Below are 6,494 nucleotides of genomic sequence, written 5' to 3'. Positions count from 1 at the left end.
GACTACGCAGTACTTCCTTGGCCGTCATCTCGATCACTATCCCATCCTCCCCTGGGACGTATCCTAGGGGACATCTCTATTTAGCGGAGAGGGGACATTACTACTTAGCGCTAACAGCTTGTCTCGATGAGGCTTTGCCAACAGCCGAACCCCTGCTATAATGCGTGCATCGGGCGGCTGTAGCTCAGCTGGATAGAGTACTTGGCTACGAACCAAGGGGTCGTGGGTTCGATTCCTGCCAGCCGCACCAGAAGACATGAGGGACCAGATTGAAAAATCTGGTCCCTTTTTTCTTTGTGGCGTCGGTCAAGCCGGTGAAAGAAGCGGACCGGCTTCCCCGGACGGCCCTTGCCGGGTGCCGCGCGCAACAAAGCGTTCGCGGCGGGGTGATGGGACGGCATCCGCACAGGGGGTTTGCCAATTCTCGGGGTGCTGCTATAATGCGTGCCTCGGGCGGCTGTAGCTCAGCTGGATAGAGTACTTGGCTACGAACCAAGGGGTCGTGGGTTCGATTCCTGCCAGCCGCACCAACTTTTTCAAAATGGTCCAGAAGCGATTCTGGGCCATTTTTCTTTTCCGCATCACATTTCGGTGCCGGCGCTTTCCAATTTTCACTTTCTTCCGTCCTACAAGGGACTGCCTCCGCCTGCCGCCGGGCTAACTCAGCAAGAGCCTTGATTTCATGGGATTTTTTGCTTTGCATTACTTAACCCTGTCTTAAAATCCAGCTACTCAGCACAGGATACGCCCCCGTCTTTTTGTAGGACTGAACTGACACATTTTGCGCAACTGAACGGGATTTTTCTCCGTGACAAGCTCGTAATGAAGGCTCCCCTATGGAGAGCCTGTTTATGGCATATCTAGCCGGAAATTGGTTGATTTTTAGAATGTGGCGTCGCCGTCTTGCCCCAATCATGAATCCGCGTGCATTTCCATGTTGTTTTGATAGCATGAAGTTCCCCGATCTTGAAACCCAAGCTGCAGGACGCGGCTGATTCTATGCGAGGAAAGAAATGAAAAAATCATTGATTGCTGCAATTGTGTTAGCTTCCGCTTCGTTCGGTTCGTCAGCTGTCATGGCCCAGGACGTCGTCGGCAACTCTCCACAAGCACTGAACCTGATTGATGACAGCGCCTTCTTCGGCGACACATTCGAAGCAGGTAACGAAGGCAATACCTTCGCTGACCGTTTCACCTTCACAGTAGATGGTGGCGTGGGCATGAATCTGGATGCGATCATCTCGTCGATCAGCCGTACTGCCGACACCGGTCTGGACATCACCGGCCTGGCCCTGTATGGCGAAGGTGACACCCTGATCACCACCGGCACCTCGCTGCACAGCGGCGAAATGGACGTGTGGTCGATCTCGAGCGACAACCTGGCTGCCGGTAACTACTACCTGCAGGTCAGCGGCAACCTGGTCTCGGATGCCGGCGCCTCGTTTGGCGGCGCTGTCATGCTGGCCCCGGTTCCGGAACCAGAAACCTACGGCATGATGCTGGGCGGACTTGGCGTCCTGGGCTTCCTGGCACGCCGCCGGAAGGCTAAACAGGCTTGAACAAGGCCTGGTGTGAGCATCGACGGAAGCGTGCAATGCGCTTCCGTTTTTTTTCGCCTGTCGGCTACGCGACGCGTGCAGCGCCGCCGCCCTGCCCTCAAGTACGCAGTTTCTTGATCACCGCGCGGTTGCTCAGGATCTCCTCGATCTGCTCGAAGCGCACCGGCTTGACCATGTGGTGGTCGAATCCGGCCTCGAAGGCGAGCTGGCGGTCTTTTTCCTGGCCCCAGCCGGTGACGGCGATCAGCACCGTCATTGCGCCGCACTGCAGCGTGCGGATGCCGCGCGCCAGGTCGTAGCCCGACATGTGCGGCAGGCCGATGTCCAGGAAAGCGTAGTCCGGGCAGAAGCGCGCCGCCGCGGCCAGCGCGTCCGGGCCGTTATGCGTGATGACCACGCTGTGCCCCATGGCCGTGAGCAGCGCGCCGATGCTGTTGACGAAGTCGACGTTGTCGTCGGCCAGCAGGATGCGGTAGGTCTCGGTGCTGATGAAGGCGGCCGGTGTCGGCTTGGTGAGGGGCTCGGGCTCGACCACGATCGGCAGGCGCACCACGAACTGGCTGCCGTGGCCCAGGCCTTCGCTGCGCGCCTCGATCGTGCCGCCGTGCAGCTCGACGAGTTTGCGCGCCAGCGACAGGCCAACGCCCAGGCCCGCATTGCTGCGCTCGAGGGTGGAGTCGACCTGCACGAACATCTCGAACACCGAGTCGAGCATGCCTGGGGCCAGGCCGATGCCGCTGTCGGCCACTTCCAGCACCAGGGTCTTGTCTTCCACGGTGGCGCGCAAAGCCACGCGCCCGCCGCGATTCGTGTACTTGGCGGCGTTGTTGAGCAGGTTCGACAGGATCTGCGCCAGGCGCGTGGCGTCGCCATGCAGGAAGACCGGACGGTCCGGCAGGTCGATTTCCAGCTCGTGGCCGTGCAGCTCGATATACGAGCGCACCACTTCCAGGGCGTCGTTGACCACGGCCTTGAGCTCGACCCGGCCCATCTTGATCGTGAACTTGCCGGTATTGATGCGCGAGACGTCCAGCAGGTCGTCCACCAGGCGCACCATCTGGCGCAGCTGGCGCTCCATGATGTCGGTGGCGCGCTGGGTGGCCTGGGCGTCGCCGCTGCGGATGCGCAGGATGTCGAGGCCGGTGCGGATCGGCGCCAGCGGGTTGCGCAGCTCGTGCGCCAGCGTCGCCAGGAATTCGTCCTTGCGGCGGTCGGCCAGGATCAGGGCCTGCTCGGCGCGCTCGCGCACCGTCATTTCGTGTTCGAGCGTGCGGTTGGCCGCCTGCAGCGCGTCCGAGCGGCGTCCGATCTCGGCCAGCATGTCGTTGAAGGCCTCGACCAGCACCCCGATCTCCCCCTTCTCGTTGCCCGGCACCCGCAAGGTGAAGTCGCGCCGCAGCATCACCTGGCGCGCCACGTTGGTGACGGCTTCGAGCGGGCGCGTGATCGAGGCCTGCAGGCGCGAGGCCACCAGGGCCGCGATCACCAGCGCGCCCAGCATCACGCCGCCCAGGATGGCGCCATAGCTGATTACGCGCTCCAACAAGCCGTAGCGCGAGCGCAGGTAGACCGTGCCGAGCGGCTCGCCGTTCTCGACGATCGGGCGGAACACCACCAGTTCGCCGCGCTCGATCCGGAAGCCCGCCGCCTCCGGCCGCGCCGGCAAGGTCGGCGCAACGCCCGCCGTGGCATAGGTGGCGAAGCGCTGGCCGCTGTTGGTATAGATGGCGCCGGCCACGATCTGCGGGCGCACCCGCAGCACGCTCAGGTTGCGCGTGGCCGCGGCCGAATCGTTGAACGAGACCGCCGGGGCGGTGACGTCGGCGATGATGTCGGCCTGGGTGGTGAGGTCGTCGACCCAGACCTTCTGGAAGGTGCGTACGTCGACCACCAGCATGGCAATCGCCGCCGAGAGCAGCGCCACGATGGTCGTGGCCACCGCCATCAGAATCAGTTTGCTGCGGACCGAATTGGTATCGTGCATGCTCATCACGATCCTCCCTTCTGGACCCGGTTCGCCACGGTCAGCAGGCGCGAACTGAGTTTGACGTTTTTCTTTTCGGCGGCATCGAGCGAGACGTCGAAGCGCACCCGCTCGTCGACGATACGGAAGTTGATCACGCTGCCATAGCGCAGCCCGAGCTCGCATTCGGTCACCGTCAGCAGTGCGCCCGGGGCGCTGCGCAGCACGCGGCCGGCGCGTTCGCTATCGAGGCCCGAGACGAACAGCAGGTGCGCCGCCGGCGGCGCCTCGTGCTCGCTTACCCGCCGCACGGCGATCGGGCGGCCGGCAATCACGCGGCCGGCCGCGATGCGGGCCAGTTCGGCCGCCATGTCGTCCGAGCCGACCACGGCGATCGTGAGCGGCGCGGCGGCGTCGGCAAAGGCGCTGGACGGAAAGTCGGCATAGCCGAGGAATTTGTACAGGAAAGCGGCCTTGACCCGGCGTTCCAGCGCCTGCGCGCCCGGCCCCTGGGCCAGTGCGCGCGGCGCCGTTCCCGCGGCCGCCAGCAGCAGCGGCAACGCGAGCACCCGGCAAGCCAGGCGGCGTCGCGTTCGGTCGGGAAGTAAATTCGTCATCGTTGTCATCGGCACTTTTATCTGCGCTCAGAAGCGCAGCGTTGCGCTGGCGAACAGCTTGCGTTCTGCCAGTTGGCGCACATCGGCCATCCCGAATTCGGGATGGCGCGCATGCAGTAAATTGCGGCCCACGAGGGCCAGTTCCAGGTCGGGCAGCGCCTGCCACGCAATGCGCGCGTCCAGCTCATGATAGCCCGGCACCGCCGGTTGCGGCAGGCGCGCGACGCGCCGCAGCAGCAGGTCGGCGCGCCAGTCCGGCCCCAGGTCGTGCGAGGAGCGCAGGCTCCAGTAGCTGCGCGGATCGTTGGTGGCCAGCCCGGTGCGTGCCGAGGCATCGGTGCTGGCCGGCGCCACGCCCGTCGCCACGTCCTGCAGCAACAGGCCCGCCGACAGGCGCCAGCCGCGCGCGGCTTGCCAGCTGACCCAGGCTTCGAGGCCGCGTACCTGGCCGTAGCCGAGATTGCCGAACATCGCCGGCGCCCCACCGTCCTGCAGCTCCAGCGTGCGCAGGTGCGCATAGTCGCTGTAGAACAGCGTGGCGGAATACGACAGCGCGGTGTCCGGCTGGGCGCGCCAGCCGAGCTCGAACACCCGCGCCGTTTCCGATTGCATGCCGGGCGAGCGGCCGACCAGGTAGCGCTCCCCGTTCGAGGTCGGGTCGACCAGCTGCATATCGCGGTCGATCCGGGCCGGCGCGCGCACCGTGCGCGAGGCCGAGGCCCACAGCAAGGCGTCCGGCGCGGCGTCCCAGGCCAGGCGCAGGTTGGGCAGCAGCTCCGTGCCGGTATAGATATTGTGTTCCAGGCGCAGGCCGGCTGTCGCGCGCAAGCGCGGCGTGATGCTGGCCTCGTCCTGCACGAACAGGTTGCTCCAGCCAAGGTGGCGGTGGTCAGGGGCGAATTGCAGCACCGGGCCGTTCGCGAAGCGGTCGCGCGCGTGGCGGTAGCCGCCGCCCCAGGTCAGCGCATGGCGCTCGCCGATGCGCTTGCCGTACTGCGCCTCGAAGTCGACGATATCGAGTTCGCTGCGCCCGGCGCCGCGCTGCTCGCGCCGGGTCTGCTCGACATACACCTGCAGCCGCAGCTCGGCCTCGCCGGCCAGGCGCGCATTGAAGCGCGCGGCCAGATTGGCGCCCGAGAAATTCGTGCGCGGCCCGTCCGCAGCCCGCAGCGCGCCATCCATCAGGTCGCCGCTGAGGCTCAAGCCCTGGCCGGCGCCTTCCCAGTCGAGGCGAAATCCCGCCTGGCGCCGGCCGACGCTGCCACCGTTCATGCCGGGCGCCTCGCCCGGCGCGCCATCGAGCTCGTCGCGCTTGCCGTAGACGCGCACGTGGGCGCCATTGGCCAGGCGCTTGCCGTAGCGGACCGTGGCGCCGGAATAGCCGTTGCCGGCATGGACCACGGCCAGCCCGCCCTGGGTAAGGGCGGCGCTGCGCGTGATGATGTTGATGACGCCGTTGACGGCATTGGTGCCCCAGATCGTCCCGCCGGGGCCGCTGATCACCTCGATGCGCTCGATATCCATCATCGGCACGTCCTGGGCTTCCCAGAACACGCCGGAAAACAGCGGCGAATAGACGTTGCGGCCGTCGATCAGCACCAGCAGCTTGTTGGCGAGCCGGGACGAGAAGCCGCGCGCGCTGATGGCGTATTCCTGGCTGCTGCTGAGTGCCACCTGCAGGTTCGGCGCCAGCCGCAGGGCTTCGGGAATGCTGGTGGCGCCGGCCCGTGCGATCTCGGCGCCGCTGATGACATAGAGCGAGGCCGGCGCGCTGCCCAGGCGCCCGGGCTGGCGCGACACCGAGGTGACGACGATCTCGGAGAGCTGCTCGAGCGAATAGTCGGCCAGCGCGACACTGCTTCCGGCTTCCGGCTCGGCGCTCGCCGCCACTGCTTCCTGGACGCCCGCCCAGGCGGCCGCCTGCCCCGCGCCGGCCGGCAGCAGGAACAGTGCCGACAGGAAGCAGGCAAACGAAGGGAGTCTTGACATAGTTGCCATCGTAGAACATTTTCTCTCACGCACCAAGGCCGCACGATTGGCTTGTGGTTTCCCGGCCATGCGAATGACGCTGTGCTTGACAAACCGGCTGATCGCCACCGTGCCATCAATAAAATTGATAGCTGTCATTGGAAATATGAATTGGACGAATTTGCGGCGTTGCAGCATGATGCTCCTGTCTCCTCTATTCTCCTCCAAGGAAATAGATTCAGCCCGCTTCTCAGAAGCGGGCTTTTTTTTGGTTCATCACGGATTAGCGTGAAGTGACGATGAAAACAAAGAAAGCGGTAAAGAGAAGTTAGACTTGTTGTGCGACCAACAAAATCAACTTTTCCCACCGCTTTCATGACGAATCAT

At 64.7% G+C, this 6,494-nt stretch carries 4 protein-coding genes and 2 tRNA genes; 3 read left to right on the top strand and 3 right to left on the bottom strand.

What is annotated here, in order from left to right:
* The first annotated feature begins 173 nt into the window (after positions 1-173).
* From AC56LR_RS21405 to AC56LR_RS21395, 3 genes are all read left to right on the top strand, one after another.
* Positions 174-250 (top strand) — tRNA-Arg (locus AC56LR_RS21405).
* 203 nt (positions 251-453) lie between these two features.
* A tRNA-Arg gene (locus AC56LR_RS21400) sits at positions 454-530 on the top strand.
* A gap of 483 nt (positions 531-1,013) precedes the next feature.
* Positions 1,014-1,559 (top strand): FxDxF family PEP-CTERM protein, encoded by a 546-nt coding sequence (locus tag AC56LR_RS21395; protein ID WP_497133468.1) that lies wholly within the window; start codon positions 1,014-1,016, stop codon positions 1,557-1,559.
* Positions 1,560-1,656: 97 nt separating this feature from the next.
* On the opposite strand, the gene AC56LR_RS21390 is transcribed toward AC56LR_RS21395, so the two are convergent.
* Genes AC56LR_RS21390 through AC56LR_RS21380 form a run of 3 tightly spaced genes read right to left on the bottom strand, consistent with a single transcriptional unit; the run spans position 1,657 to position 6,128 of the window.
* The gene (locus tag AC56LR_RS21390) at positions 1,657-3,549 is read right to left on the bottom strand and encodes a sensor histidine kinase, YfiR-like protein-associated (protein ID WP_497133466.1); all 1,893 of its coding nucleotides are present in this window, start codon (positions 3,547-3,549) and stop codon (positions 1,657-1,659) included.
* Positions 3,549-4,139 carry a TOL_0243 family YfiR-like periplasmic protein gene (locus AC56LR_RS21385; protein WP_497133464.1) on the bottom strand — a complete coding sequence of 197 codons (591 nt, stop codon included), beginning with the start codon at positions 4,137-4,139 and terminating at the stop codon, positions 3,549-3,551. The genes AC56LR_RS21390 and AC56LR_RS21385 overlap by 1 nt, the downstream gene beginning before the upstream one ends.
* A gap of 27 nt (positions 4,140-4,166) precedes the next feature.
* Positions 4,167-6,128 (bottom strand): TOL_0244 family TonB-dependent receptor, encoded by a 1,962-nt coding sequence (locus tag AC56LR_RS21380; RefSeq protein ID WP_497133462.1) that lies wholly within the window; start codon positions 6,126-6,128, stop codon positions 4,167-4,169.
* Positions 6,129-6,494 lie beyond the last annotated feature (366 nt).

It is taken from the genome of Telluria sp. ZT3P39 (assembly GCF_059685935.1).
This window is presented reverse-complemented; position numbering and strand designations above follow the sequence as displayed.

Bases quoted from the DNA above. Each gene is read 5' to 3' on its own strand.
- AC56LR_RS21395 (WP_497133468.1), top strand. From the start codon at position 1,014: ATGAAAAAATCATTGATTGCTGCAATTGTGTTAGCTTCCGCTTCGTTC.
- AC56LR_RS21390 (WP_497133466.1), bottom strand. From the start codon at position 3,549: ATGAGCATGCACGATACCAATTCGGTCCGCAGCAAACTGATTCTGATG.
- AC56LR_RS21385 (WP_497133464.1), bottom strand. From the start codon at position 4,139: ATGACGAATTTACTTCCCGACCGAACGCGACGCCGCCTGGCTTGCCGG.
- AC56LR_RS21380 (WP_497133462.1), bottom strand. From the start codon at position 6,128: ATGTCAAGACTCCCTTCGTTTGCCTGCTTCCTGTCGGCACTGTTCCTG.